Here is a 23,787-nt window from a genome sequence, read left to right as displayed (position 1 = left end):
AATCACTCTTCAGGCGTTGATCGAGCGGGCCAGCGCGGCGTAATCGGTACGCAGCGTGGCATCGAGAATCTCTCGCGGATAGTCGGCCGTCACCACAGCCTCGCCCAGGCGCTTGAGCAAGACCAGGCGCAACTGACCATCCAGCACTTTCTTGTCCACCGCCATGTGCGCCAGAAACTGCTCCGGCGTCATATCCTGCGGCGGCACGATAGGCAGCCCCGCAGCCCGCAACAAGCGGATGCCACGGTCACGCTCTTCTGCGGCCAACCAGCCCAGGCGATACGACATTTCCAAAGCCATCACGGTACCTGCAGCAACGGCCTCACCATGCAGCCACACACCATACCCCTGTTCGGTCTCGATGGCATGACCGAAGGTGTGCCCCAGATTCAACGTCGCACGAATCCCCGACTCACGCTCGTCCGCGCCGACCACTCGCGCCTTGGCCGCACAGGAGCGCTCGATGGCCTCCGTCAGCGCCTGCTGATCAAGCGCACGCAAAGCGGGCATGTTCTGTTCGAGCCAACCGAGGAAAGGTTCATCGCAGATCAAGCCGTACTTGATGACCTCAGCCAGACCAGCCGACAACTCACGCAAAGGCAAGGTGTTCAGCGTTGCAGTATCGATCAGTACAGCCTTGGGCTGATAGAACGCCCCGACCATGTTCTTGCCCAGAGGGTGGTTGATTCCGGTCTTGCCACCGACCGAGGAATCCACTTGAGAAAGCAAGGTGGTCGGCACCTGGATGAACTCGACACCGCGCTGATAACAGGCAGCGGCAAAACCGGCCATATCGCCGATCACCCCGCCGCCTAGCGCCACGATGGTGGTGCGGCGATCATGCCGCGCGGTCAGCAAGCCGTCGAAAATCAGCTGCAGGGTCTCCCAATTCTTGAAGGCCTCGCCATCGGGCAACACCACAGAGGCAACGCTGTATTGCGCGAGGGCCTGCTGCAATGCGCTCAGATAGATAGGGGCGACCGTTTCATTGGTGACGATCGCCACCTGCCGCCCTGCGATATGCTGTGCCAGCAACTCAGAACGACACAGCAGGCCTTGGCCGATGTAAATGGGATAACTGCGTTCGCCGAGATCAACGTGAAGAGTCTGCATGACGCCCCCAGAATGGAAAGGCCGCTAGGATAACGCAGTTCGCCCTGTGCTTTAACGGGGCGAAAGCGTCTCCAGCCGAGCAAGGATCTCTTGGACGACCATGCGTGGAGGCCGTTCATCCGTCTCGATGATGACGTCGGCCACCTCACGATAAAGCGGGTCGCGCAACGCCATCAGATCGCGCAGCACTTGAGCAGGGTTGGCCGTACGCAAAAGAGGGCGATTGCGATCACGCGCCGTACGGTCAATCTGCTGCTCGACGGAGGTATGCAGATAGACCACACGACCGCCTGCGTGCAAGGCACGCCGGTTCTCCGGACGCATCACGACGCCACCGCCAGTGGCCAGCACCAGACCATCCTGCTGCGCCAGCTCGGCGATCACCGCCTGCTCGCGCTCCCGAAATCCCTGCTCCCCCTCGACATCGAAGATCCAGGGAATGTCGGCACCGGTACGCTGCTCGATCTCCTTGTCGGAGTCCTTGAAGGGCAAACGCAGTTCTTTGGCAAGCAAACGCCCGATGGTGCTCTTTCCAGCTCCCATCGGGCCAACGAGGATTACATTCCGCACTTAGGTCATCGATTCACGGCAATGGCTTGGTTGTTCATGATGCGCGGAGTAATGAAAACCAGCAACTCGGCCTTGTTGTCAGCAACGATGTCACGGCGGAATACTCGGCCGACGAAAGGCAGATCCCCCAGGAACGGTACCTTCTCTACAGACTTGGTTTGAGTATTGGAGAACACGCCACCAATGACGATCGTCTCACCATCGCTTACCAGCACCTTGGCATTCACTTCGTTCTTGTTGATGGGCGGCACGCCGTTGAGTGCCCGAGCAAAATCAGGCGCATCTTTGGTGACTTTGACTTCCATGATGATGCGGTTATCAGGCGTGATTTGCGGAGTAACTTCCAGCGAGAGTGCAGCTTCCTTGAACGAGGTGCTGGTCGCGCCACTCGAACTCGCCTCCTGATAAGGAACCTCCTGCCCTTTGAGGATCTTGGCAGTTTCCTTGTCCGACGTAACTACTTTGGGCTGAGAGACGATTTCACCGTTACCGGTTTTCTCCATGGCTGAAAGCTGCAGATCCAGCGTCACACTATTTGTGAGAAAACCAATACCAATCCCAGAGGTACTATTGGCGGCGCCAAGATCTACGAAAGGCACCGGTGCAGTCCCCTCTTTTAGAGTAAGGTTACCAACCTTGTCAGTTCCAGGCAGGGCCGCAACACCGTCTTTGAATGATGTCGCACCGTCCTTACCATAAGCAGACCAGTTGCCACTGGTTGCAGCCCCCCCCCAGCGCACACCAAGCGCTTTGTCATAGTCGACATTGGCCTCGACGATACGCGCCTCGATCATCACTTGACGCACTGGAATATCGAGCTGAGCGATGATGCGCCGCAACTCATCCAGACGTTCTTGAGTCTGATAAGCGATGATGCTGTTGGTGCGATCATCTACCGTAATAGAGCCACGGGTATCAGAAGCGCCATCAGCACTGGTGACCGACTGGAACAGCTTGGCCATATCCGCAGCCTTGGCATAGTTGACCTGAATCAGCTCGCGACGCAGCGGCGCCAGCTCGGCAATCTGTTTCTGCGACTCAAGCTCTTGGCGTTCACGCGCCGCAATTTCATCGGCAGGCGCGACGAGCAGCACGTTACCAACCTTGCGCTTATCCAATCCCTTGGTTTTCAGAACCAGATCCAGCGCCTGATCCCAGGGCACATTCTGCAAGCGCAAGGTGATATTGCCAGCAACGGTATCGCTGGCGACCAGATTCAGATCGGTAAAGTCCGCAATCAACTGAAGAACCGAGCGAACATCGATGTCCTGGAAATTGAGCGACAGTTTTTCACCCGTGTAAGCGAACCGATCCGCGTTGCGACGCTCTACATCCTCCTGGCTGATCGGCTTGACGCTCAGCGTCAGCTTGTTGTCGGTCTGGTAGGCGAGGTAGTCGTACTGACCAACCGGTTCGATCAGGATACTGGCCTTATCGCCCGTACCGGTCGCACTGACAAATTGCACCGGCGTAGCGAAATCCTTGACATCCAGACGCACACGCAACGATTCGGGCAGTTGAGTCTTGGCGAAGTCCAGACGAATCTTTCCGCCCTGCTCCTGAATATCCGGACTCACCGAGGCATCGGACAGCGTGATGACCACATTGCCTTCGCCCTGCTCGCCACGTTGAAAATCGATATTGCTCACAGCCTTGGCTTGCACACCATAGGCCTTGTTTTGCGGAGCCTGAACGACCGGAGCCGGTGGCGTCGCAACAGGACGACTCGCTGCAGATGCAGCATCACCGACAAGAACATAGAGATCGTTGCCCTCGACGCGCGTGCTGTAAGGCGCCAGAGCAGTCAGGTTGACGATCAACCTCGTACGATCCTTGGCCTCGACGAGAGTCACGCTACGCGCATTGCCAGCGCCCAGCTCCTTGTTCTTGGTGCCAAGCTTGTTGGATACACCTGGAAGATCGAGAGCGATACGCGCCGGCTGCTCGATGGTGTAACCACGAGGAGCTGCGACCGGCTCATCGAAGGAGAGCTTCAGCTCGACACGATCGCCTGGCAGGCTTGCGACATCCATACCCTGAAGATTCGCAGCCAGAACCGAAGGCGATAACAGTACCGCCATCAGTGCGACGCTCAGATGCGAGAGAGAGCCATTCATTTTCGTACCCTGCTTGGCAGACAGATTATTGGTATTCATTTCTTCATTTGCTCCTTCAGGAGCGCTCCTTCAAGGGCAGCGTACGAGGACGCTCCAGCCAGCCACCCTCACCATCCGGAACGATCTCGATCACATCGATTCTGGACTCGTCGATGGCAGTGATCTTGCCGTCGTTACGCCCCAGATAATCGCCAACCTTGACCCGATGAACCCCCCCTGCGCCGCTAACCAGCGCGAAAAGCTCGTGGTCATTCCTCAAGGTTCCTACCATCTGGAACGTTTCGATATTGAAACCTTCCAAGAACTGCTTGACTCGGCTTTCGTCAGGCTTGATTTCCTTTGACCCCTTCTGACGAGCGACGACATCGATTTTGACAGGGGGCTGGAACGGGCTTCGCAATGATGCAGCCCTGTAAGTAAAGCTTTCGTAAGGCTGAAAAGTCGGAAGGGGTTCTATTGCACCTTTCGGCTTGGCACGCACCTCGTCCATGTAGGCACGCAAATCAGAAAAGTCCCCACCCGCTCCACAACCCGCAAGCAGGGAAACACTCACTACGAGAGCCATGCGAGCAAAACGCATCATTGAGCCCCCTTGTCGTTGTAGCGATAGGTTTTAGCCATGATTTGCATGCTCAACCGAGTGGAGCTGTCGGCACCCGCCGGCGCCAACTGAAAGTCATGCAGGGTGACGATACGCGGCAGGCTGGCCACACCGCTGACGAAGGTCGCTAGGTCGTGATAAGTGCCCGTGACTTTAATCTGAATCGGCAATTCGATATAGAACTGCTGCGTCACCTCAGGTAGCAACTTGATCTCCTGAAACTCCAGGCCGCTGCCCAATCCGGTGCGCGTAATATCCTCTAGAAGACCAGGAACTTCGGTATCACTGGGTAATTGCTTGAGCAATGCCCCAAAAGACACCTCCATTTCCTTCATCTGCTCCTTGTAGGCTTCAAGATTCGCAGCCTGAAAGGCCTTGCTGGAGAATTGCTGTTTGAGCGTAGTTTCCTCTTGCTGGCTTCGCTCCAGAGCCGCCTGAAGATCTTTCAGGTGAAAGTTGTAACCAAGAACCAGCACAACGATAAACAACAGCAAGCCCGCAATGAACTTGACCGGTCCAGGCCACGACCCGACGTTATTAACATCGAGTTCATTGATATCTACGCTGCGCAAACTTTCCAGAGACTCGCGAATACTCATTTCCCGGCCTCCGGCTGCTGCTGATCGGGCTGCGTCTGCTTGACAGTCAACTGGAACACGTTGGCCTGGTCCACCGCGCCAGCCGTGACGGCTTTCACCTCGGTCAGATTAGGCGCCGTCAGCCACTCGGAGGCATCGAGATTACGCATGAGATTGGAAACCCGGTTATTGGACTCGGCAGCCCCGACGATGGCGATGTCCTTGCCAGTCATCTTCACGCTGGTGAAATACACACCATCAGGCAAGGTTCTTACCAACTGGTCGAAGATACGCCCGATGATCGGCCTGTTACCCTGCAAGTCCTGAATGATCTTCATCCGCTCGAGCAGTTGCTGACGACGCGTTTTCAGCTCGCTGATTTCCTTGATTCGCGCATCCAGAACCGCGATTTCCTTCTTGATGAAGCCATTTCGTGCGTTCTGGTTATCGATAGCTGAGGACAGCATCTGGTCACCCAGAAAGACGAGACCTGCCGCGACAATCAGCACGCCAACGAGACTGACGAGAAAGCGCTGCTTGCGCTCTTCTCGTAGCTGTTCACGCCAGGGAAGTAGGTTGATCCGTGCCATCAGTCGAAACTCCTCATCGCCAGACCACAGGCAATCATCAGTGACGGCGCATCACTGGCCAGCGCACCAGCATTGACCTTGCTGCCCAGCGCCATGTCGGCGAAGGGATTGGCCACGAGGGTTTGCGTTCCGATCTTCTGCTGAATGAGACGATCGAGATCAGGGATCGATGCCGTGCCACCAGCCAGGAGGATGTAGTCGACATCATTGAACTGACCAGCCGCGAAGAAGAATTGCAGCGAGCGCGACACCTGCTGAACGACCGCCTCCTTGAAGGGCTGCAACACTTCGGCATCGTAGTCGTCCGGCAAGCCGCCCTGCTTCTTGGCCAGCCCGGCCTCCTCAACGGAAAGACCATAGCGGCGCTGGATTTCCTCGGTCAGTTGCTTGCCACCGAAGAGCTGTTCACGGGTGTAGATGGTGCGCCCGTTGTGCAAAACACTCAGCGTCGTCATGGTGGCGCCGATATCCACCACTGCGACGGTCAGCTCATCGTGCCCGGCACCCAACTGCGCCTCGAGCAGACCATAGGCACGCTCCAGAGCATAAGCCTCGACATCGACGACCTTGGCGGTCAGCCCAGCCAGGGCGAGCGCTGCCTCACGCACTTCGACGTTTTCTTTTCGACAGGCCGCGAGCAGCACCTCGACACGCTCGGGGTTGCGGGCCGCAGGCCCCTGAACCTCGAAATCGATGGCCACTTCTTCGAGCGGGTAAGGAATGTACTGGTCGGCTTCGATCTTCAGCTGGTTCTCCAGATCGTCGTCCGAAAGCCCGGCTTCCATCTCGATGGTCTTGGTAATCACGGCGGAACCTGCCACCGCCACTGCAGCGCTCTTGACGCCACTCTTGGCCTTGACCAGCACGCGAGAAATCGCCTGCCCCACCCCTTCGAGTTCGGCGATGTTCTTTTCCACCACAGCATTCGGCGGGAGCGGCTCGACGGCGTAAGCCTCTACCTTGTAGCGGCTTCCCGAGCGACTCAATTCGAGGAGCTTGACCGAGGTCGAGCTGATATCGATCCCCAGCAGCGTATTCGCTTTCTTCTTGAAGAGCCCTAGCACGACCGTTTTCCTATTGGCATCCGCGACTTACGGACTATTTATGTTTTTCCACATTAAATATCAGTCTTGACAGAAGCGCAAATGGCTACCCCGAGGAAAAAACGCTTATAATGTGATCAGTTTTTCCCTTTTAGCCTCGGCTACTGCTTAACTCATTCTTTTACTTGGAATTCCTGACATTTTGATGCGCCTGCTGAAGTTCTTCTGGTGGTCTTGCGTTGCCGCATTTTGTGGACTGTTGCTCAGTTTAAGCGGCGCATACCTTTATCTTAGCCCTACCCTTCCGTCCGTCGAGTCGCTGCGCCAGGTTCAGTTGCAGATTCCGCTGCGCGTCTACAGCAGCGATGCCAAGCTGATTGCCGAGTTCGGTGAAATGCGACGCTCCCCCATTCGCTTCGACGAAATCCCCAAGGATTTCATCAGCGCACTGCTGGCGGCCGAGGACGATAATTTCGCCAACCATTATGGCGTCGATGTGACCAGCCTGATGCGCGCTGCCACGCAATTATTGAAGAGCGGCCAGATACAGAGCGGTGGAAGCACCATCACCATGCAGGTGGCAAAGAACTTCTTTCTCACCAACGAGCGCAGCTTCTCGCGCAAAGCCACGGAAATTCTTCTGGCACTGCAGATCGAACGTGAGTTGAGCAAGGACGAAATCCTCGAGCTCTACGTGAACAAGATCTACCTCGGCAACCGCGCTTACGGTATCGAGGCAGCCGCACAAGTCTACTACGGCAAATCCATCCGCGATCTGTCGCTGGCTCAGATGGCCATGATCGCCGGCCTGCCGAAGGCGCCGTCGCGCTACAACCCGCTGGTCAACCCGACCCGCGCCAAGGAACGTCGTGACTGGATTCTCGGTCGCCTCTATCGACTCGGGCGCATCGACCAAGCCCGCTATGAGAGCGCGCTGGCAGAGGAAGTGGATGCCCGCTACCACGTCCCCACTCCCGAGTTGAACGCCCCCTACATTGCCGAGATGGCGCGAGCCGAGATGGTTGGGCGCTACGGCAGCGAGGCGTACACCGAGGGCTACAACGTCACCACCACCGTCCCCAGCACCCTGCAGGAGATCGCCAACACCGCGCTACGCGACGGGCTGATCGCCTACGACCAGCGCCATGGCTATCGCGGCCCGGAAAGCCGCCTTCCCGGCATGACACGGGAAACCTGGCTGACCGAGCTGGGCAAGTTCCGCACCATAGGCGGCCTGGAACCCGCGGTCGTCACACAGGTGGAGAAGAGCGGCATTCTCGTGATGACTCGCAACGGCGAAGAACAGGCCGTGTCCTGGGACAGCATGAAATGGGCACGCCCCTTCCTCAATACCAACAGCCTCGGCCCGCGCCCACAGCAACCAGCGGACGTGGCCAAGGTCGGCGACATCGTCAGGGTGCAACGCCAGAGCGACGGCAGCCTGAACTTCGTGCAGATTCCCGCCGCGCAGAGCGCGCTGGTTTCGCTCGATCCTTACAGCGGGGCGATTCAGTCTCTGGTCGGCGGCTTCTCCTTCGACCAGAGCAACTACAACCGCGCGGTACAGGCCAAACGCCAACCTGGCTCCAGCTTCAAGCCCTTCATCTATAGTGCCGCGCTGGACAACGGCTACACTGCCGCGACCCTGGTCAACGACGCGCCGATCATTCTCTCCGACGACTACCTGTCGCAGAAATGGCGGCCGAAGAATGACAACAACACCTTTCTCGGCCCAATCCGTCTGCGGGAGGCGCTGTACAAGTCGCGCAACCTGGTTTCGATTCGCCTGCTGCAGGATCTCGGCGTCTCTCGCACACTCGATTACATCCAGCGTTTCGGCTTCAGCGAGCAGGATCTGCCACGCAATCTGTCGCTGGCACTCGGCACGGCCAGCCTCACACCGCTGGAAATTGCCGAAGGCTGGGCGACCTTCGCCAACGGCGGATACAAGATCGAGCCTTACCTGATCCAGCGTATCGACGACCGCAACGGCAAAACGCTGTTCCGCGCCAACCCCGCCCGCGTTCCCGGCACGGCTCCGGCGGCGGATGACGCCAGCCTGGCGCTCAGCACCGACAACGAGCTGCCGGCGGAAGAACCGAAGGTCGCCGAACAGATCATCGACGAGCGCACGGCCTACATCATGACCAGCATGCTGCAGGACGTGATTCGTCGCGGTACAGGCCGCCGAGCGATGGCGCTGGGCCGTAATGACCTGGCTGGCAAGACCGGTACCACCAACGAGTCCAAGGACAGCTGGTTCTCCGGCTATAACGCCGACTACGTCACCACCGTATGGGCCGGTTTCGACCAGCCGGAAAGCCTGGGCCGCAACGAGTACGGCGGCACCGTGGCGCTACCGATCTGGATGAACTACATGGGGCCGGTGCTCAAGGATCGCCCCAACCATGCACCCAAGGAGCCCAAGGGCATCCTGACCTTGCGGGTCGATCCCGTCAGCGGTCGCGCGGCATCGCCCGGCACGCCGGACGCCTACTTCGAGGTGTTCAAGAGCGAGGATTCACCGCCGCCGATGAATGAGTTCGAACCAGGTAGCGGCGCGCCCGGCAGCCCTCTGCCCGCCGATGAAATGGCGCCGATCGATCTGTTCTGAAGCCAGCTGCAAGCCGCAGGCAAGAGCCTGTCGCTTGCAGCAAAATCGCACTCAACAAAAAACCCGCCTAGGCGGGTTTCTTGTTTGCTGCATCCAACGGCTTAGCCGTTGAACACGTCATCCACCGAGCTCAGCGGGTAGTGCTTCGGATAGGGCAGCGTGGCTACGCCGGATTCGATCGCAGCCTTGGCCACGGCATCGGAGACCACGGTGATCAGACGCTTGTCCATCGGTTTCGGAATGATGTACTCGCGACCGAAGCTCAGGGAATCGACACCATAGGCGTCGCAGACATCCTGAGGCACCGGCAGCTTGGCCAGATCACGCAGCGCCAGGGCAGCGGCGATCTTCATTTCCTCGTTGATGCGGGTGGCACGGACGTCCAGCGCTCCACGGAAGATGAAGGGGAAGCCGAGTACGTTGTTGACCTGGTTCGGGTAGTCGGAGCGACCGGTTGCCATGATCACGTCGTTGCGGGTGGCATGAGCCAGTTCCGGCTTGATTTCCGGATCCGGGTTCGAGCAGGCGAACACGATCGGGTTCGGCGCCATGCGTTGCAGGTCTTCCGCGCCCAGCAGGTTGGCACCGGACAGACCGACGAACACGTCGGCACCTTCCAGCGCATCGGACAGGGTGCGCTTGTCGGTTTCGGTGGCGAACACGGCCTTGTACTGGTTCAGATCGTCACGGCCGGCGTGGATCACGCCCTGACGGTCGATCATGAAGATGTTCTCGACCTTGGCGCCCATGCTCACCAGCAGCTTCATGCAGGAGATGGCGGCAGCACCGGCGCCCAGGCAGACGATCTTCGCTTCTTCGAGCGTTTTGCCGGCGATTTCCAGCGCGTTGAGCATGCCAGCAGCGGTGACGATGGCAGTGCCATGCTGGTCATCGTGGAACACCGGGATGTCGCACTGCTCGATCAGCGCGCGCTCGATCTCGAAGCACTCGGGGGCCTTGATATCTTCCAAGTTGATGCCGCCGAAGGTGATGGAGATGCGTTTTACCGTGTCGATGAAGGCCTGCGGGCTTTCCGAATCGACTTCGATGTCGAACACGTCGATGCCAGCGAAGCGCTTGAACAGTACGCCCTTGCCTTCCATGACCGGCTTGGAAGCCAGCGGGCCGAGGTTGCCCAGACCGAGGATGGCGGTACCGTCGGAGATCACGGCGACCAGGTTGCCTTTACCGGTGTAACGGTAGGCCAGTTCGGCATCACGGGCGATTTCACGCACCGGCTCGGCAACGCCCGGGCTGTAGGCCAGCGACAGGTCGCGGGCGGTGGAAGTGGCCTTGGTCAACTCGACGCTGAGCTTACCGGGACGGGGCTGAGCGTGATACTCGAGAGCGGCAGTTTTGAGATCAGACATAGTGGCGTTCCGCTTTTGTTGCTGTTGAATGGGCAGGCGGCCGAGGATACGCAAGTTGTATACAGCTCGACAAGACTGTTCGGTCGCGCTGTAACCGCCGACTCAGCGTAACGTCTTCACCCAGTCTCCAGCGCGCGGTTCACCGCTAGGGTAAAGGTTATTGAGCAGGCGCAAACGCGCTTCGCCTCCCTCCGCAGCGGCGCCCTGACCGACTAGATTCGCCAGACGCTGACCCGCTTTCGCACGCACCAGTTGCAACCGCACCGGCTCCGCCAGTTTGCGCTCCTGCGCCGTGAGCGCACGGAAGCTGCGAATCACACTGAGGAAACGCTCATCCTCGGTCTCCAGCGAAGCGCGCCCCTTGACTGCCGCCACGAACAGAAAGGCGCTGTCTCCGCGATAGATCACCGCCACCCGACGAGCCGACTGCCCAGGCAGTACGGCGGTATAACCCCGCAACGCCCCAACCTGCAGAGCCTCACCTGCAACGAGGCGCTGGCTACCGGCGCGCTTACGCAGGAACTCCGCAGGCGTGAGACGCTTGTCTGCTGCCTCGAGCGTCATGGCAATGAAGGCCTGCTCATCTGTGCTGTGACCGATCAACACGTCCGGGCGATTGACCATCTGCCACCCCGGCGGATAGCTCAGGGTGAAATCCAGCGGCCCGTGATAGAAATGCTGACCACGCCGAATGCCACTGGATGCCGAGTCACCGAATACCAGGCCATCGAGTATCTGCAGGAAGACATCGCGCCCCACTTCCTGCTGTCCACCCGCCAAGGCACGGGCCGGGCCGATCACTTCCTGCAGGCGTCGGTCGTTGTCCGGGTGCGTATCGAACAGACCGTGATAGCCGCCACTGTCGGGCACCGCCTCTCCGCGCTTGGCGGCCTGATCACGAGCGAAGGTCTCCTGATTCTTCAGCACCTTGACCACTTCGATCATCGCCTGCGGGTCGTAGCCGGCACGTGCCAGATACTGCGCGCCGAGACCGTCGGCCTCCAGCTCCATATCGCGACCGTAACCCCGTACGAAGGCGTTGCCCATGACATTGGCGACATCGCCCACCGCGCCAACGCCGGTACCGATGGCTGCTGCCTGACCGAGCAAGCCCCAGGCCATCGACTGGCTCTGCTGGCGCACGCTATGACGCGCCGTGACGTGACCGACCTCGTGACCGAGCACAGCGGCCAACTCGGCTTCGGAGTTGAGGTAAGCGAGCAGGCCGCGATGGATATAGATGTAGCCGCCAGGCAGGGCGAAGGCGTTGACGTCCGGACTATCCACCAGCGTAAAGACATACTTGAGCTGATTGCGGTGACTGCTGCGCGCCACCCGCTCGCCGACGCGCTGGATATAGGCCTGCAGCCTGGCGTCGTCGTAGCGAGGGTTCTGCTTGAGAATTTCCTGGTTGTAGCGGGCGCCGATATCCAGTTCCTGGCGCTCGCTCATCATCACGAAATCGCTGCGCCCGGTTGCCGGGTTGACCGCGCAGCCGGCCAGCCAGGTAAATGCCAGACACATCACCAACATACGCATCATGGCAGCACCTCCAGCATCGCAGGATGGGTCAATGGCAATAGCCAGCGCGCCTGGCCCGACTTGCTCTCGCCTCGCGCCTGTCGATCGATCACCCAGCCACGCGCCTCGACACGCCACCCCTTCAAGCGCGACAAAGCGCGCTCGTCGAACACCGCGAGCAACTCGGGCGCCACGCGCAATACGCGATTGCCATCCATCTCCAACCACAGACCGCCACGATTGCGCTGCACATCGGTGATGCGCCCGCCTATCAGGGCGAAGCCGCTGCGGCGCAACTGCCCCGCCTGCTTGACCTGCTCATCTCGCCACAAGCCCAGGCGCTGCTGGCGTGCCTTACGCTCGGCCTGCACCTGGCAGCCCACCAATTGCGTATTGGGCGCGAAAGCGACCATGAAACCGAGGCCTTCACTGAGCAACTGAGCTTCGAGGTTATGTCCACTGCGGTCATACAGATGCGCCAGGGTACGACCGTAATGATCCTTGCCCTGTTTGCCAGGCTGCACGCCAACCTTGCCGCCACTGGCCTCGACCAGCGCCTGCAGGCGGCGCTTGGCCTGCACGGCATAGGGCTCGTCACTGCGCCCCTTGCGCCCCAGCTCCGGGGTATTGATACCGATCAGGCGCACACTGCGACCATCGACCAGGCGCAGCGTATCGCCATCCACCACCTGGCGCACGGCAACCTGCGGCAGGTCGGCCCGCACCGGGCAGAACGCCTGAGCGAATTCCAGCCACAGCAGAGAAACGAAAAAGGCGCCCACCAGGGACGCCTTTTTCAGATTCACGGAAAGGTGCATGGCACGTTCCGTTATCGTTCGGTCGCTTACTTGGCGCCGAATACGCCGAAACGCTGCTTGAAGCGATCGATACGGCCGCCGGTGTCCAGCACTTTCTGCTTACCGGTGTAGAACGGGTGGCACTCGGAGCAAACGTCCAGGCTCAGGTTCTTGCCCAGGGTGGAGCGGGTCTTGATCACGTTGCCGCAGGAGCAGGTGGCTTCGATCTCGACGTAATTCGGATGGATATCGGCTTTCATGGTGCTTTCCTCGGGGTAGTCGTGCCGCCACCCGACCCAACGTCAGGCACCGCACAGAAATAAGCCGCGAATCTTACCAGACGTTCAGGGCTATGCAAGCCGCGCAGAGCGCCGACTGTCGCATGGTAAGATCGCTCGCCCAGCCATGGAGCCCCTGCGTGCCCGACCTGATCCTGCGCCTTGCCTTGCCTTCGCCGCTGCGTCGCCTGTTCGACTACCTACCGCCTGCCGGCGTGTCGCGCAGCGCTCTGCAGCCGGGTGCGCGCCTGCGCGTGCCGTTCGGCCGGCGGGAGATGATCGGCATTCTGATAGAGGTCGACAGCCACAGCGAAGTGCCGCCCGACAAGCTCAAGCCCGCGCTCGAACTGCTCGATGCACGCCCACCACTGCCAGCCTCGCTGTTCAAGCTCTGCCTGTGGACGGCGCAGTACTACCAGCACAGCCTCGGCGACACCCTGAGCTGGGCGCTGCCGGTGCTGCTGCGTCAGGGTGAGCCGGCGCAGGTGCACCAGGAGCGCTATTGGCTGGCCAAGCCCGGTGCCAGCGTCGACGACCCGCGCCTGGCCCGCGCACCGCGCCAGCAGGAAGCCCTCAAGGCCCTGGCGCAACATCCGCACGGTGTCGCTCACAGCCTGCTCAGCCAGTTGCAGCTCAATCGCGACAGCCTGCAGCTGCTGCATGAGAAAGGCCTGGTCAAGGTCGAGCTGCGGCGTAACCAGCCCCACGCCAAACCCGGGCATTGGCTGGCGCAGCCCGAGCTGCCGCTGAATGCCGAGCAACGCGCCGCCGTCAACGCCGTGGCTTCGGGCTGGGGGCGCTTCAACGCCTACCTGCTGGCGGGCGTGACCGGCAGCGGCAAGACCGAGGTCTACCTGCAGCTGATCCATCAGTGCCTGGAGGCCGGCAAACAAGCGCTGGTACTGATCCCCGAGATCAACCTTGGCCCGCAGACCTTCGACCGCTTCGCCCGCCGCTTCAACGCCCGCATCGCTCTGCTGCACTCGGCGGTGAGCGACCGTGATCGTCTAGATGCCTGGCTGGCGGCGCGCGATGGCGAGGCCGACATCATCATCGGCACCCGCTCCGCGCTGTTCACGCCGATGAAGAACCCAGGCCTGATCATCGTCGACGAGGAACACGACGCTTCCTATAAACAGCAGGAAGGCCTGCGCTACCACGCCCGCGATCTGGCCCTGGTGCGCGCCCGTCAGGAAGACCTGCCCATCGTCCTCGGCTCGGCCACGCCTTCGCTGGAAAGCCTGCACAACGCTCACAGCGGCCGCTATGCCCTGCTCAAGCTGACCCAACGCGCCGGCGGCGCCAGCCAGCCGCGCTTCCTGCGCCTGGACGTGAAGAGCCGGCCACTGGACTCGGGCATCTCCGGGCCAATGCAGCAGGCCATTACCCAGACCCTGGCAGCCGGCCAGCAGGTGCTGGTATTCCTCAACCGCCGCGGCTTCGCCCCGACCCTGCTCTGCCACGACTGCGGCTGGCTGTCGGAATGCCCGCGCTGCGATGCGCGCATGACCGTGCACCAGCGCTATCAGGAACTGCGCTGCCACCACTGCGGCCATATCGAGCGCCAACCGAGCAACTGCCCGAAGTGCCAACACGTCGACCTGCGCCCGGTAGGGGCCGGCACCGAGCGCGCCGAAGAACGCCTGGCCGTGCTGTTCCCCGATTACCCGGTGCTGCGCATCGACCGCGACAGCACCTCACGCAAGGGCGCGATGGATCGCCTGTTCGCCACCATCAACAAGGGCGAGCCGTGCATCCTGGTCGGCACCCAGATGCTCGCCAAGGGTCACCATTTCCCACGGGTGACCCTGGTGTCGATCCTCGATGCCGATGGCGGCCTGTTCTCCGCCGACTTCCGTGCCAGCGAGCGCATGGCCCAGTTGATCGTGCAGGTCGCTGGCCGCGCCGGGCGTGCCGAGGAGCCAGGCAAGGTGATCATCCAGAGTCATCTGGCCGACCATCCGCTGCTGGTGCAATTGACCGAACAGGGCTACTTCGCCTTCGCCGAACAGGCCCTGAGCGAGCGCCGCGCCGCCGGCCTGCCTCCGTTCTGCCACCTGGCCCTGCTGCGCGCCGAAGCGCACAAACCGGGCCAGGCCGAGGCCTTTCTCGACGAGGCCTGCAATGAAGCCGAGCACCTGCTGGGTGAGCTGGGCCTGAGCGGCATCGAACTGCTTGGCCCGATCCCCGCACCGATGGAGCGCCGCGCCGGCCGCTTCCGCGCGCAGCTGCTGCTGCAGGGCAACGCCCGCGCCCCCCTGCATCGCCTGCTGACGCCCTGGCTGCAGGCGCTGGAGCAGATGCCCGGCGGGCGCGCGGTGCGCTGGTCGCTGGACGTCGACCCGATCGATCTGTTCTGAGCCGACGCGCTGTAACAGTCCGTCGGGTGGGACGGGCGGCGTCCCGCTTCAGCGCACCAACAGCGGCCAGTCTTGGTGGGCTGAAGCCCACCCTATCCACAGAAACGCGGCACGCTTTTCCTTGTCGCTTGTGGCTTGCAGCTCGCAGCTGCTCTTATAATGCTCAGTTTTCGACCGAGCCAAGGCATCCGAGCCGACCATGAAAGACAGCATTCGCCACCTGATCCAGCAAGCCCTTGACCGCCTGACCGCCGACGGCGTGCTGCCGGCTGGCCTGACGCCGGCCATCCAGGTGGAGAACACCAAGGACAAGAGCCACGGCGACTTCGCCAGCAACATCGCCATGATGCTGGCCAAGCCGGCCGGCATGAAGCCGCGTGACCTGGCCGAGAAGCTGATCGCTGCCCTGCCAGCCGATGAGCAGATCACCAAGGTGGAAATCGCCGGCCCGGGCTTCCTCAATTTCTTCCAGAACAGCGACGCCCTGGCCCAGCGCCTGGAAGCCGCGCTGGCCGATGCCAAGCTCGGCGTGCGCAAGAACGGTTCGACGCAGCGCGTGGTGGTCGACCTGTCGGCGCCTAACCTGGCCAAGGAAATGCACGTTGGCCACCTGCGCTCGACCATCATCGGCGACGGTGTGGCGCGTGTGCTGGAGTTCCTCGGCGACGAGGTGATCCGCCAGAACCACGTCGGTGACTGGGGCACCCAGTTCGGCATGCTGCTGGCCTTCATGCAGGAAAACCCGGCCGCCGCAGAGAGTGAGCTGGCCGACCTCGAAGGTTTCTACCGCGCAGCCAAGAAGCGCTTCGACGAATCGCCGGAGTTCGCCGACCGCGCGCGCCAGTTGGTGGTCGAGTTGCAGGCCGGTGACGCCGAGTGCCTGCGCCTGTGGCACCGTTTCAACGACATCTCCCTCTCGCATTGCCAGGCGCTGTATGACCGCCTCGGCGTCAAGCTGAGCATGGCCGACGTCAAGGGCGAGAGCGCCTATAACGACGACCTGCCGCAGGTGGTCGCCGATCTCGCCGCCAAGGGCCTGCTGACCGAAGACAACGGCGCCCAGTGCGTGTTCATGGACGAGTTCAAGAACGCCGAAGGCAACCCGCTGCCGCTGATCGTGCAGAAGGCTGGCGGCGGCTACCTGTATGCCACCACCGACCTGGCGGCTACCCGCTACCGCGCCGGCACGCTCAAGGCCGACCGCGTGCTGTACTTCGTCGACCAGCGTCAGGCCCTGCACTTCCAGATGGTCTTCGCCTGCGCCCGCCTGGCCGGCTTCGTACCCGCCAGCATGGATCTGGAACACATGGGCTTCGGCACCATGAACGGCCCGGACGGTCGCCCGTTCAAGACCCGCGACGGCGGCACGGTGAAGCTGGTGCAACTGCTCGACGAAGCAGAGCAGCGCGCCTACAGCCTGGTCAAGGACAAGAACCCGGAGCTGGCCGAAGACGAGCTGCGGCAGATCGCCCGCGTAGTGGGCATCGCCTCGGTGAAATACGCCGACCTGTCCAAGCACCGCGCCAGCGACTACAGCTTCAACTTCGACCTGATGCTGAGCTTCGAGGGCAATACCGCGCCGTATCTGCTGTACGCCTACACCCGTGTAGCCAGCATCTTCCGCAAGCTGGGCAAGGCCGTGGACGAGATCGACGGGCAGATCGCGCTGGTCGCCGACCAGGAACAGGCCCTGGCTGCCAAGCTGGCGCAGTTCGCCGAACTGCTCGGCAACGTCGCCGAGAAAGGTACGCCGCACATCCTCTGCGCCTACCTGTACGACATCGCCGGGCTGTTCTCCAGCTTCTACGAGAACTGCCCGATCCTCAGTGCCGAGGACGAAGCCACACGCAACAGCCGTCTGCGCCTGGCGGCCCTCACCGGCCGCACCCTCAAGCAGGGCCTGGAGCTGCTCGGCCTGGAAACCCTGGAGCGGATGTAAATGGCCGCGCGCAAGAAGCCGGCGCCGAAACGCGGCGCCAGTCGCTATCAGGCACCGGCGAAGAAGCCGGTGCCCGGCTGGATCTGGCTGGCCTGCGGCCTGGTGGTCGGCGGCTTCTTCATGTTCCTGTTCAGCCTCGAACCGGGGCGTGACGAAGTACGCCGCGACAAGGGCGAACAAGCTGCCAAGAGCAGCAAAGTCGAGCCCAAACCGAAGGCGGACGAGCCGACCCGACCCAAATACGACTTCTATACCCTGCTGCCGGAGTCCGAGGTGATCCTGCCGCAGGCGCTGGAGGAAACCCCACCGCCTGCGCCCGAGCAAAAGCCGGTGACGCCGGAGGAAGCCGCGAAGATCGATGCGGCCCGTGCCGAAGCCGCGCTCAAGGGCGAAGTGCCGCCGCCGGCTCCGCAGGTGATCGCCAATGCGCCCCTGACCACGCAGTTCTTCCTCCAGGCCGGCTCGTTCCGCCGTCGCGAAGATGCCGATGCGTTGCGGGCGCAGATCATCCTGCTCGGCCAGAGTGTGCAGGTCGAAGCCGGCAAGGTGCGCGATGAAACCTGGAACCGCGTCCTGGTTGGTCCCTTCGCCACCCGCGAACAACTCGCCGCCGCGCAGAAATCCCTCGCCGCCAGCGGCTTCGGCAATCTGTTGTTGCAGCAGCGCCAAGTCCGCTGATCAGCGATTCCCCCGCTGGCGGTTGAAAAGCCGCAGCGGGCACCCCATCTGATTCTCCATCCGGGCAATTCGCCCCGCAGCGTGGAGATTCACCCTTGACCACCATCGTTTCAGTACGCCGCCACGGCAAGGTCGTGATGGCTGGCGACGGCCAGGTTTCCCTCGGCAACACCGTCATGAAGGGCAACGCCAAGAAGGTGCGCCGCCTCTACCACGGTCAGGTGTTGGCCGGCTTCGCCGGTGCTACCGCCGATGCCTTCACCCTGTTCGAGCGCTTCGAAGGCCAGCTTGAGAAACACCAGGGCCATCTGGTGCGCGCCGCCGTAGAACTGGCCAAGGACTGGCGTACCGACCGCAGCCTGAGCCGCCTGGAAGCCATGCTGGCCGTGGCCAACAAGGACGCTTCATTGATCATCACCGGCAACGGCGATGTGGTCGAACCCGAGGAAGGCCTGATCGCCATGGGCTCCGGTGGCAACTTCGCCCAGGCCGCCGCCCGCGCCCTGCTGATGAAGACCGATCTGTCCGCCCGTGAAGTGGCCGAAACTGCGCTGGGCATCGCCGGCGATATCTGCGTTTTCACCAATCATCACCAGACCGTCGAGGAACTGGACGCCCCCGAGTGACGTCCGTTCTTCCATCCCGATTCGATAGCGAGCCCGATTCCATGTCCATGACGCCCCGCGAGATCGTCCACGAACTCAACCGCCACATCATCGGCCAGGACGACGCCAAGCGCGCCGTGGCCATCGCCCTGCGCAACCGCTGGCGGCGCATGCAACTGCCGGCTGACCTGCGCCAGGAAGTCACACCGAAGAACATCCTGATGATCGGCCCAACCGGCGTCGGCAAGACCGAGATCGCCCGCCGTCTGGCCAAGCTGGCCAATGCACCCTTCCTGAAAGTCGAAGCCACCAAGTTCACCGAGGTGGGCTACGTCGGTCGCGACGTCGAATCGATCATCCGCGACCTGGCCGATGCCGCCGTGAAGATGCTGCGCGAGCAGGAAATGGTCAAAGTCCGCCACCGCGCCGAAGACGCCGCCGAAGAGCGCATCCTCGATGCCCTGCTGCCGCCGGCACGCCAGGGTTTCGGCGACGAGCCGGCCCGCAACGAGGACTCCAACACCCGCCAGCTGTTCCGCAAGCGCCTGCGCGAAGGTCAGCTCGATGACAAGGAAATCGACATCGAGGTGGCCGAGTCGCCCATGGGCGTGGAGATCATGACCCCGCCGGGCATGGAGGAGATGACCAGCCAGTTGCAGAACCTCTTCTCCGGCCTCGGCAAGGGCAAGAAAAAGAGCCGCAAGCTCAAGGTCGTCGATGCTCTGAAACTGGTACGCGACGAGGAAGCCGCGCGCCTGGTCAATGAGGAAGAACTCAAGGCCCGCGCACTGGAAGCCGTCGAGCAGCACGGCATCGTCTTCATCGACGAGATCGACAAGGTGGCCAAGCGTGGCAACACCGGCGGCGCCGACGTCTCGCGTGAGGGCGTGCAGCGCGACCTGCTGCCGCTGATCGAGGGCTGCACGGTCAACACCAAGCTGGGCATGGTCAAGACCGACCATATCCTGTTCATCGCCTCGGGCGCCTTCCATCTGAGCAAGCCGAGCGACCTGGTGCCGGAGCTGCAGGGCCGTCTGCCGATCCGCGTCGAACTCAAGGCGCTGAGCCCGGAAGACTTCGAGCGCATCCTCAGCGAACCGCACGCCTCGCTGACCGAGCAGTACAGCGCGCTGCTGAAGACCGAAGGGCTGGATATCGAGTTCGCCGAAGACGGCATCAAGCGCATCGCCGAGATCGCCTGGCAGGTTAACGAGAAAACCGAGAACATCGGCGCGCGTCGCCTGCACACCCTGCTCGAACGCCTGCTGGAAGAAGTGTCCTTCAGCGCCGGTGATCTGGCTGCGCAGCACGATGGCCAGGCCATTCGCATCGACGCCGCCTACGTCAACGGCCACCTCGGCGAGCTGGCGCAGGACGAAGACCTGTCGCGCTACATCCTGTAAACCCTGTCGCACGATCTAGTCGCCGGTGGTCGGCGTCATCCTGTAGGAGCGGCTGGGCGGCATTCCGCTTCAGCCGCGAAATTCGCGGATAAATCCGCTCCTACAGGACGGTGCCATCACTCACCAGGGCGTAGCGCCTTCTAAAGATTACGGAATTCAGCCATGCCCATTCCCAGCGCGATCAAACTGCACAAGGCGTCGAAGACCCTGGAGCTGCGTTACGGCGAACAGAGCTACTCGCTCAGCGCCGAGTTCCTCCGCGTGCACTCACCCTCTGCCGAAGTCCAGGGGCACGGCAAGCCGATCCTGCAAACCGGCAAACTCCATGTCGGCCTCGAACGTATCGAGCCCGCCGGCAACTATGCACTGAAACTGTGCTTCGATGACGGCCATGACAGCGGCCTGTTCACCTGGGATTACCTCTTCGAGCTGGCCACCCGCCAGGAGAGTCTGTGGGCCGACTATCTGGCGCAACTGGCCGCAGCGGGCAAATCACGTGACCCCAGTGAATCCGTCGTCCGCCTGATGCTCTGACACTCGGCAGCAAAACCTCGCCGCAGAGCGGCCGCTCCGTCTTTCCTGTTCGATGCCCGGTAGTTAGAACGATTTTTCTAAACTATCGCGGCATACTCCTGCGCCATCGACCAGCTTGCCTAACGGCAAAAACTCGGGTAACCAAGGAACTGGCAGGTTCCCTGCATTTGGCTCAACCAGATGCACGCATGACGCGGACTCGATCCGCCCCCGGCAACCCGAGCAGTACCTGGCCACTGTTTCGCCGTGAGCATGGCCGGTACGCGACTCAGGACATTGGAGCGTCGTAGATGAGTGAAAAGAACAGCGAAGACCTGAAACGCCAGGCTTCGGAAAACACACTGGGACTCAACCCGGTGATCGGCATCCGCGGCAGGGATCTTCTGACCTCTGCGCGCATGGTGCTCGGCCAGGCACTCAAGCAACCCTTCCACAGCACCAAGCACATCGCCCACTTCGGCCTCGAACTGAAGAACGTCCTGCTCGGCCAGTCCGAACTCAAGCCCGAGGATGGCGACCGCCGCTTCGCCGACCCGGCCTGGAGCCAGAACCCGCTGTATCGCCGCTACCTGCAAACCTACCTGGCCTGGCGCAAGGAACTGCATGACTGGATCGAGCACAGCTCGCTGTCGGAACAGGACGCCAGCCGTGGTCATTTCGTGATCAACCTGATGACCGAAGCCATGGCGCCGAGCAACAGCATGGCCAACCCGGCGGCAGTCAAACGCTTCTTCGAAACCGGCGGCAAGAGCCTGCTCGACGGCCTGTCGCACCTGGCCAAGGACATGGTGCACAACGGCGGCATGCCCAGCCAGGTGAACATGGAGGCCTTCGAAGTCGGCAAGAACCTGGCGACTACCGACGGCGCCGTGGTGTTCCGCAACGACGTGCTGGAGCTGATCCAGTACAAGCCGGTCACCGAGAGCGTGCACGAGCGTCCGCTGCTGGTGGTGCCGCCACAGATCAACAAGTTCTACGTCTTCGACCTGTCGCCGGAGAAGAGCCTGGCGCGCTTCCTCCTGCGCAACCAGGTGCAGACCTTCATCGTCAGTTGGCGCAACCCGACCAAGGCACAGCGCGAGTGGGGCCTGTCCACCTACATCGAGGCGCTCAAGGAGGCCATCGACGTGGTCTGCGCCATCACCGGCAGCAAGGACGTCAACATGCTCGGTGCCTGCTCCGGCGGCCTGACCACCGCCTCGCTGCTCGGCCACTATGCGGCGCTCGGCGAGCAGAAGGTCAACGCCCTGACCCTGCTGGTCAGCGTGCTCGACACCCAGCTCGACACCCAGGTGGCGCTGTTCGCCGACGAGAAGACCCTGGAAGCGGCCAAGCGCCGTTCCTACCAGGCCGGCGTGCTGGAAGGCAGCGACATGGCCAAGGTCTTCGCCTGGATGCGCCCCAACGACCTGATCTGGAACTACTGGGTCAACAACTACCTGCTCGGCAACGAGCCGCCAGTGTTCGACATCCTCTACTGGAACAACGACACCACGCGCCTGCCCGCTGCGCTGCACGGCGAGTTCATCGACATGTTCCAGACCAACCCGCTGATCCGGCCGGGCGCGCTGGAAGTCTGCGGAACGGCCATCGACCTCAAGCAGGTCAACTGCGACTTCTTCGTCGTCGCCGGCACCACCGACCACATCACGCCGTGGACGTCCTGCTACAAATCGGCGCTGCTGTTCGGCGGCAAGTGCGAGTTCGTGCTGTCCAACAGCGGCCACATCCAGAGCATCCTCAACCCGCCGGGCAATCCCAAGGCACGCTACATGACCAACAGCGAGATGCCGCTGGATCCGGCGGCCTGGCAGGAGAGTGCGACCAAGAACGCCGACTCCTGGTGGCTGCACTGGCAGAAATGGCTGGCCGAACGTTCGGGCAAGACCAAGAACACCCCAACCAGCCTGGGCAACAAGAAATACCCGGCCGGCGAAGCCTCGCCTGGTACCTATGTGCACGAGCGCTGATCGACCGCGCCCCGTGCGCAACAGCATGCGGCACTGGGAAGTGCCGCACGCCACGACGGCCTGGCCGGACGTGGCGAACCAGGCGTGTCCTGGTCATTCTGGTAGCGGCCGGGACGGTCGTCACCAGCGCTCAACTCGATAGGGGCTGCGCCCATGCCGCAACCATTCGTCTTCCGCACCATCGACCTCGATGGGCAGACCATCCGCACCGCAGTGCGCCCCGGCAACGGACAACTGGTGCCGCTGCTGATCTTCAACGGCATCGGCGCCAACCTGGAGCTGGTCATGCCCTTCGTCGCGGCGCTCGACCCGGACATGGAGGTGATCGCCTTCGACGTACCCGGCGTCGGTGGTTCCTCCACGCCAGCCACGCCCTACCGCTTCCCCGGCCTGGCCAAGCTGGCGGCGCGCATGCTCGATTACCTCGACTATGGCCAGGTCAATGCCATCGGCGTGTCCTGGGGCGGCGCCCTGGCGCAGCAATTCGCCCATGACTACCCGGAGCGCTGCAAGAAGCTGATTCTCGCCGCCACCTCGGCCGGCGCGGTGATGGTGCCGGGCAAACCCAAGGTGCTCTGGCGTATGGCCAGTCCTCGGCGCTACGTACAGCCCTCTTACGGTGTTCGCATCGCCCCGGACATCTATGGCGGCGCCTTCCGCCGCGACCCCAAGCTGGCCATGGCGCATGCCAGCAAGGTGCGCTCGGGCGGCAAGATGGGCTATTACTGGCAACTGTTCGCCGGCCTCGGCTGGACCAGCATCCACTGGCTGCACAAGATTCGCCAGCCGACGCTGGTGATGGCGGGCGACGACGATCCGCTGATCCCGCTGATCAACATGCGCCTGCTGGCCTGGCGTATTCCCAACTCGGAACTGCACATCATCGACGACGGCCACCTGTTCCTGGTGACCCGCGCCGAAGCGGTGGCGCCGATCATCATGAAATTCCTCGAGGAAGAGCGGCATCGCGCGGTGATGCACCCCCAGCCGGCACCGCTGCGTCACTGAATGGATGACTGGCAGACCGCCAGCAGGTTGACCGCACCAGCCTAGTGCGCGATGTTCAGGATGCTCGACGAAAAGGCCGCTCGCGGCCTTTTCCATTC

Annotated in this window: 20 protein-coding genes; 9 read left to right on the top strand and 11 right to left on the bottom strand. The window is 62.0% G+C overall.

Translation table 11 applies throughout. The features are described from left to right. Window positions 1-9 precede the first annotated feature (9 nt). From aroB to ACODS1_RS06990, 7 genes are read right to left on the bottom strand one after another with little or no spacing between them, the layout of a single operon-like run. Window positions 10-1,113 (bottom strand): 3-dehydroquinate synthase, encoded by a 1,104-nt coding sequence (gene aroB / locus ACODS1_RS07020; protein ID WP_489085055.1) that lies wholly within the window; start codon window positions 1,111-1,113, stop codon window positions 10-12. Window positions 1,114-1,164: 51 nt separating this feature from the next. After that, window positions 1,165-1,683: a shikimate kinase AroK gene (aroK, locus tag ACODS1_RS07015; RefSeq protein ID WP_322979847.1), complete on the bottom strand. Its 519-nt coding sequence runs from the start codon at window positions 1,681-1,683 to the stop codon at window positions 1,165-1,167. 5 nt (window positions 1,684-1,688) lie between these two features. Continuing rightward, on the bottom strand, window positions 1,689-3,800 hold the full coding sequence (locus ACODS1_RS07010) for a type IV pilus secretin PilQ (protein WP_489085180.1): 2,112 nt from the start codon (window positions 3,798-3,800) through the stop codon (window positions 1,689-1,691). 55 nt (window positions 3,801-3,855) lie between these two features. Next, on the bottom strand, window positions 3,856-4,380 hold the full coding sequence (gene pilP, locus ACODS1_RS07005) for a type 4a pilus biogenesis lipoprotein PilP (protein ID WP_489085179.1): 525 nt from the start codon (window positions 4,378-4,380) through the stop codon (window positions 3,856-3,858). Next, window positions 4,380-5,000 (bottom strand): type 4a pilus biogenesis protein PilO, encoded by a 621-nt coding sequence (gene pilO / locus ACODS1_RS07000; protein ID WP_489085054.1) that lies wholly within the window; start codon window positions 4,998-5,000, stop codon window positions 4,380-4,382. The genes pilP and pilO overlap by 1 nt, the downstream gene beginning before the upstream one ends. Further along, window positions 4,997-5,569, bottom strand: a complete 573-nt coding sequence (gene pilN / locus ACODS1_RS06995; protein WP_489085053.1) for a type 4a pilus biogenesis protein PilN — start codon at window positions 5,567-5,569, stop codon at window positions 4,997-4,999. The genes pilO and pilN overlap by 4 nt, the downstream gene beginning before the upstream one ends. Continuing rightward, complete coding sequence (locus tag ACODS1_RS06990; RefSeq protein ID WP_322979850.1) at window positions 5,569-6,633, bottom strand: pilus assembly protein PilM; 1,065 nt, start codon at window positions 6,631-6,633, stop codon at window positions 5,569-5,571. Before ACODS1_RS06990 ends, pilN begins: the two co-directional genes overlap by 1 nt. Before the next feature lie 184 nt (window positions 6,634-6,817). On the opposite strand from ACODS1_RS06990, the gene ACODS1_RS06985 reads away from it, so the two are divergent. After that, the gene (locus tag ACODS1_RS06985) at window positions 6,818-9,226 is read left to right on the top strand and encodes a penicillin-binding protein 1A (protein WP_489085052.1); all 2,409 of its coding nucleotides are present in this window, start codon (window positions 6,818-6,820) and stop codon (window positions 9,224-9,226) included. Between the two features lie 101 nt (window positions 9,227-9,327). On the opposite strand, the gene ACODS1_RS06980 is transcribed toward ACODS1_RS06985, so the two are convergent. The 4 genes from ACODS1_RS06980 to rpmE all read right to left on the bottom strand — a co-directional run bounded on the left by ACODS1_RS06980 (window position 9,328) and on the right by rpmE (window position 13,174). Continuing rightward, window positions 9,328-10,596 carry a malic enzyme-like NAD(P)-binding protein gene (locus tag ACODS1_RS06980; RefSeq protein WP_489085051.1) on the bottom strand — a complete coding sequence of 423 codons (1,269 nt, stop codon included), beginning with the start codon at window positions 10,594-10,596 and terminating at the stop codon, window positions 9,328-9,330. Between the two features lie 102 nt (window positions 10,597-10,698). Beyond that, window positions 10,699-12,138, bottom strand: a complete 1,440-nt coding sequence (locus tag ACODS1_RS06975) for a M48 family metalloprotease (protein WP_489085050.1) — start codon at window positions 12,136-12,138, stop codon at window positions 10,699-10,701. After that, window positions 12,135-12,935, bottom strand: a complete 801-nt coding sequence (locus ACODS1_RS06970) for a thermonuclease family protein (protein ID WP_489085049.1) — start codon at window positions 12,933-12,935, stop codon at window positions 12,135-12,137. Before ACODS1_RS06970 ends, ACODS1_RS06975 begins: the two co-directional genes overlap by 4 nt. A 26-nt stretch (window positions 12,936-12,961) precedes the next feature. Next, window positions 12,962-13,174, bottom strand: coding sequence for a 50S ribosomal protein L31 (gene rpmE, locus ACODS1_RS06965; RefSeq protein WP_014821726.1), 213 nt, complete (start codon window positions 13,172-13,174; stop codon window positions 12,962-12,964). A gap of 158 nt (window positions 13,175-13,332) precedes the next feature. Between rpmE and ACODS1_RS06960 the strand changes: the two genes are divergently transcribed. The 8 genes from ACODS1_RS06960 to phaZ all read left to right on the top strand — a co-directional run bounded on the left by ACODS1_RS06960 (window position 13,333) and on the right by phaZ (window position 23,689). Next, window positions 13,333-15,552 (top strand): primosomal protein N', encoded by a 2,220-nt coding sequence (locus ACODS1_RS06960; protein ID WP_489085048.1) that lies wholly within the window; start codon window positions 13,333-13,335, stop codon window positions 15,550-15,552. Between the two features lie 199 nt (window positions 15,553-15,751). Then, window positions 15,752-17,491 carry an arginine--tRNA ligase gene (gene argS, locus ACODS1_RS06955; protein WP_489085047.1) on the top strand — a complete coding sequence of 580 codons (1,740 nt, stop codon included), beginning with the start codon at window positions 15,752-15,754 and terminating at the stop codon, window positions 17,489-17,491. Then, window positions 17,492-18,169 (top strand): SPOR domain-containing protein, encoded by a 678-nt coding sequence (locus ACODS1_RS06950; RefSeq protein WP_489085046.1) that lies wholly within the window; start codon window positions 17,492-17,494, stop codon window positions 18,167-18,169. A gap of 95 nt (window positions 18,170-18,264) precedes the next feature. After that, entirely contained in the window at window positions 18,265-18,795 is a 531-nt protein-coding gene (gene hslV / locus ACODS1_RS06945) for an ATP-dependent protease subunit HslV (protein ID WP_273252316.1), read from the top strand. A gap of 41 nt (window positions 18,796-18,836) precedes the next feature. Beyond that, window positions 18,837-20,177, top strand: a complete 1,341-nt coding sequence (hslU, locus tag ACODS1_RS06940) for an ATP-dependent protease ATPase subunit HslU (protein ID WP_489085045.1) — start codon at window positions 18,837-18,839, stop codon at window positions 20,175-20,177. A gap of 162 nt (window positions 20,178-20,339) precedes the next feature. Next, window positions 20,340-20,711 (top strand): gamma-butyrobetaine hydroxylase family protein, encoded by a 372-nt coding sequence (locus ACODS1_RS06935; protein ID WP_322979858.1) that lies wholly within the window; start codon window positions 20,340-20,342, stop codon window positions 20,709-20,711. A gap of 290 nt (window positions 20,712-21,001) precedes the next feature. Continuing rightward, entirely contained in the window at window positions 21,002-22,681 is a 1,680-nt protein-coding gene (phaC, locus tag ACODS1_RS06930) for a class II poly(R)-hydroxyalkanoic acid synthase (RefSeq protein WP_489085044.1), read from the top strand. A gap of 153 nt (window positions 22,682-22,834) precedes the next feature. Next, window positions 22,835-23,689: a poly(3-hydroxyalkanoate) depolymerase gene (phaZ, locus tag ACODS1_RS06925; RefSeq protein WP_322979860.1), complete on the top strand. Its 855-nt coding sequence runs from the start codon at window positions 22,835-22,837 to the stop codon at window positions 23,687-23,689. Window positions 23,690-23,787 lie beyond the last annotated feature (98 nt).

Source organism: Pseudomonas sp. FG29 (assembly GCF_057809355.1).
Note: the sequence above shows the minus strand (reverse complement) of the source record. Positions and strands in the feature narration are given on the sequence as shown.

Bases quoted from the DNA above. Each gene is read 5' to 3' on its own strand.
- pilN (WP_489085053.1), bottom strand. From the start codon at position 5,569: ATGGCACGGATCAACCTACTTCCCTGGCGTGAACAGCTACGAGAAGAG.
- ACODS1_RS07010 (WP_489085180.1), bottom strand. From the start codon at position 3,800: ATGAATGGCTCTCTCTCGCATCTGAGCGTCGCACTGATGGCGGTACTG.
- hslU (WP_489085045.1), top strand. From the start codon at position 18,837: ATGTCCATGACGCCCCGCGAGATCGTCCACGAACTCAACCGCCACATC.
- ACODS1_RS06980 (WP_489085051.1), bottom strand. From the start codon at position 10,596: ATGTCTGATCTCAAAACTGCCGCTCTCGAGTATCACGCTCAGCCCCGT.
- ACODS1_RS06975 (WP_489085050.1), bottom strand. From the start codon at position 12,138: ATGATGCGTATGTTGGTGATGTGTCTGGCATTTACCTGGCTGGCCGGC.
- argS (WP_489085047.1), top strand. From the start codon at position 15,752: ATGAAAGACAGCATTCGCCACCTGATCCAGCAAGCCCTTGACCGCCTG.
- ACODS1_RS06935 (WP_322979858.1), top strand. From the start codon at position 20,340: ATGCCCATTCCCAGCGCGATCAAACTGCACAAGGCGTCGAAGACCCTG.
- aroB (WP_489085055.1), bottom strand. From the start codon at position 1,113: ATGCAGACTCTTCACGTTGATCTCGGCGAACGCAGTTATCCCATTTAC.
- phaZ (WP_322979860.1), top strand. From the start codon at position 22,835: ATGCCGCAACCATTCGTCTTCCGCACCATCGACCTCGATGGGCAGACC.
- phaC (WP_489085044.1), top strand. From the start codon at position 21,002: ATGAGTGAAAAGAACAGCGAAGACCTGAAACGCCAGGCTTCGGAAAAC.
- rpmE (WP_014821726.1), bottom strand. From the start codon at position 13,174: ATGAAAGCCGATATCCATCCGAATTACGTCGAGATCGAAGCCACCTGC.
- ACODS1_RS06970 (WP_489085049.1), bottom strand. From the start codon at position 12,935: ATGCACCTTTCCGTGAATCTGAAAAAGGCGTCCCTGGTGGGCGCCTTT.
- ACODS1_RS06950 (WP_489085046.1), top strand. From the start codon at position 17,492: ATGGCCGCGCGCAAGAAGCCGGCGCCGAAACGCGGCGCCAGTCGCTAT.
- ACODS1_RS06985 (WP_489085052.1), top strand. From the start codon at position 6,818: ATGCGCCTGCTGAAGTTCTTCTGGTGGTCTTGCGTTGCCGCATTTTGT.
- pilO (WP_489085054.1), bottom strand. From the start codon at position 5,000: ATGAGTATTCGCGAGTCTCTGGAAAGTTTGCGCAGCGTAGATATCAAT.
- pilP (WP_489085179.1), bottom strand. From the start codon at position 4,380: ATGCGTTTTGCTCGCATGGCTCTCGTAGTGAGTGTTTCCCTGCTTGCG.